The following is a 2,520-nucleotide window of genomic DNA, read 5'->3' on the forward strand; positions in this document are numbered from 1 at the left end:
AGAGCTGCTTGCGCAGGCTCTTCTGGTTGCCCTTGACGATCACGATGTAGTGCGCCTTGCGGCCGAGCAGGTAGGTGGCGTGCTCGCGCTGGGTGTGCATGGCGTCGCTGGTGACCACCGTCCCGGCGAGGTCGGCGATCGTGTCGAGCAGGGGCTGGAACCGGGTGATTTCGTTCGTCTTCTCACCGACGTCCAGCTGGGCCAGGACCAGGCCGGTGGTGTGCTCGACAGCGGCGAGAAGGTGAATCTTGCGGCCCTTCGGCTTGGCAGCACCGCGCAGGCTCTTGCCGTCCAAGGACACGCCGCGCAGGTCAGCGGCCCCGCTCGGTTGCGGGCGGCGGTCCGTGAGCCAGTGGCCGACCGCCCGGTCCCATGCGTCGCCGTCGATGCGGGCCAGCAGCCGGCGGACCGTCGACTCCGTCGGCACCGGTCGCCTGGGCATCAGCGGATCGGCGCAGATACCGAGGCGTTCAAGCACGTGAGCCGGGAATCGGCGATCCACTCGCCGACCGCAAGCAGTGACGTGGCCCCGCTCAGCACCGCACACGCGGTCAGTGTGAGCACGACGGCGAGAACTCCATGATCTTGGAAACCGTGCCTGTCCCGTTCCCCGCACTCCGCCCGACAGATCGCCATAAACCGGACGTCATGCGACTACGCCGAAGCCCTGGGGTCCGCCGACTCCGTCGGCGGACCCTCGCGAAAGATCGCGGTTAGCGCGCTTGCTTTTCAGGAGCAAGTCGGGCTTGATGCCCTCCCCGCGTCGCGCAGGCGGTGCAAAAGCGAGCGCGGCGCGGGGAGGCTGCTCGTTCATACGGTCATTAGCCTATGAACAAGCCATAGTAGGGACAGTGCTCTGCCTTCTCCGCGGCCGTCATGGGGCGCTGCTGCGGAAACAGGCTGCCCGGGCCCCCGGCGGGGCCGACTGCGGTGTGGGGGAGGGTCCAGGCGTAGTAGCCCCAGTGGGGCTCGGTGAAGTGGGTTACGTACTCGCCCGTGACGCGCCGCATCTTCTCTGCCCGGGCCCACCAGCCCACATAGCCTGGGCTGACCGAGAGGGTATTAGTTTCGCCCTGAGTGATTGCGTCAGACCACGAGTAGCCGTATTGGAAGTTGAATTTAAGATCGAAGATTTGCTTAATCGTCGGACCGAAGGTGACACCCGCCGAAAGGGTATGCGACGTCGTCGTCGTCTGGCTCCAAGGCAGCGCCTGCGACGAAAGATTATTCGTGCAGTTCCAGAGGTAGTTTTTGCTGACTACGGTCTGAGGGCCCCAATACTCCTCTTTGCTCATGATCGTGTAAGTGCAACGCCCCCAACCGCCCTCGCACTCGTTCCGAATGTTTTGGGCAGTGGGGTGGCTCGGACGTTCGAAAATGTTACCTGCGACCGTCCACCATCCCCCACACTTAACCGTTCGTCCGCCGTCCCAGTATACTGAGACCTCATCGGGCCAGCACTGCGGGTGATTCCACCTCCAGTCCCAGGGGTGAACGGTGCCCGCGGAGGCCGGCGTGGCCAACGTGCCGAGAAGCGTCCCAATACTGAGAGCACCGACAACCGCCGCGCGCCGCAGCCGGCGGCGAACCGGCTTAACTTTAGAGTGGCGGTCTGGCTTGGTAAGAAGCTTTTTGATTCTTTTCACGGGCGCCTTCTCCTGACACCAAGGTGGACAGTCGACCTGCTCGACTCAGGACTGACTGTGGCGGAGAAGTGTGAAGCACGTCAATTAGGAGCGTCAGTTACCAAAAGCCAGTGTTAATGAGCTTTTCATGATCGCAAGAAGGGGGACCTTCCACCCGGTGATCGCTGCCGGTTGAGGTGATTGGTTCATCCCGTTTGTCCCGACTGGTGCCGGGTGGGATCTTCCGTGTCGTTGCGGCTGCGCCGGGTTTCCACGGTTCCCGGGGTGCGCTGGTTGGTTCCTTCCTGGTCTTCGTCGGGGTGGGTCGAGCCTGGTTTCAGGGGGCGGGTAGTGCGCTGAGCTGTCGCCGGCTGGTGGTGAAGGCGTCGGCCCAGGGCCAGGTGGTGTCGATCCGCAGCCATCGGCGGTGGGCGTGCTTCGCGAGGCGGAACCTGAGGTTCCCCCGCTTTTCCGGAGACTGGGTTATCTGGTTCCGGTGGGGTCGGGTTGGATGGTAGCCGGGGTGGGGTGATCTTGCTGTTGCCGATGCCAGGCCTCTTCGTATTCGTCGGGAGACAGTCCGCCGAGCCCTAGTTGGATGCGGCGGGGGTTGTACCAGCCGTCGATGTAGCGGAAGATCGCTGCTTCGGCCTCGGCCCTGGTGGTGAAGGTGGTGCCGGGCCAGTAGACGAGCTCCGTCTTCAGGGTCGACCACAGGTTCTCGGCCAGGGCATTGTCGAAGGAGTCGCCGACGGTGCCGGTGGAGGGGGCGATACCGGCGTCTGCCAGGCGCTGGGTGAAGCGGATGGCGGTGTACTGGCAGCCCTTGTCGCTGTGGTGCACCAGATGCCCGGTGCGGACGTCGCGGGACCAGATCGCGTACTCCAGCGCGGTC

3 protein-coding genes and 1 pseudogene are annotated in these 2,520 nt (G+C 64.3%); all 4 read right to left on the reverse strand.

The features are described 5' to 3' along the window. Positions 1-442: ISAs1 family transposase (locus AC0699_RS39580; RefSeq protein ID WP_478671523.1), on the reverse strand; the 442-nt coding region annotated here is incomplete at its 3' end. A gap of 379 nt (positions 443-821) precedes the next feature. Then, positions 822-1,295, reverse strand: coding sequence for a hypothetical protein (locus AC0699_RS39585; protein ID WP_478671527.1), 474 nt, complete (start codon positions 1,293-1,295; stop codon positions 822-824). A gap of 813 nt (positions 1,296-2,108) precedes the next feature. Further along, positions 2,109-2,354 (reverse strand): IS3 family transposase, encoded by a 246-nt coding sequence (locus AC0699_RS39590; RefSeq protein ID WP_478671532.1) that lies wholly within the window; start codon positions 2,352-2,354, stop codon positions 2,109-2,111. Continuing rightward, positions 2,342-2,520 (reverse strand): annotated as a pseudogene (locus AC0699_RS39595) (IS3 family transposase); the annotation flags it as partial. The pseudogene AC0699_RS39595 and the gene AC0699_RS39590, both read right to left, overlap by 13 nt.

The sequence above is a fragment of the Streptomyces sp. NPDC043870 genome (assembly GCF_056435785.1).

What these genes read in the sequence shown, in the direction of transcription:
- AC0699_RS39585 (WP_478671527.1), bottom strand. Translation starts at nt 1,295, where the DNA reads ATGAGCAAAGAGGAGTATTGGGGCCCTCAGACCGTAGTCAGCAAAAAC.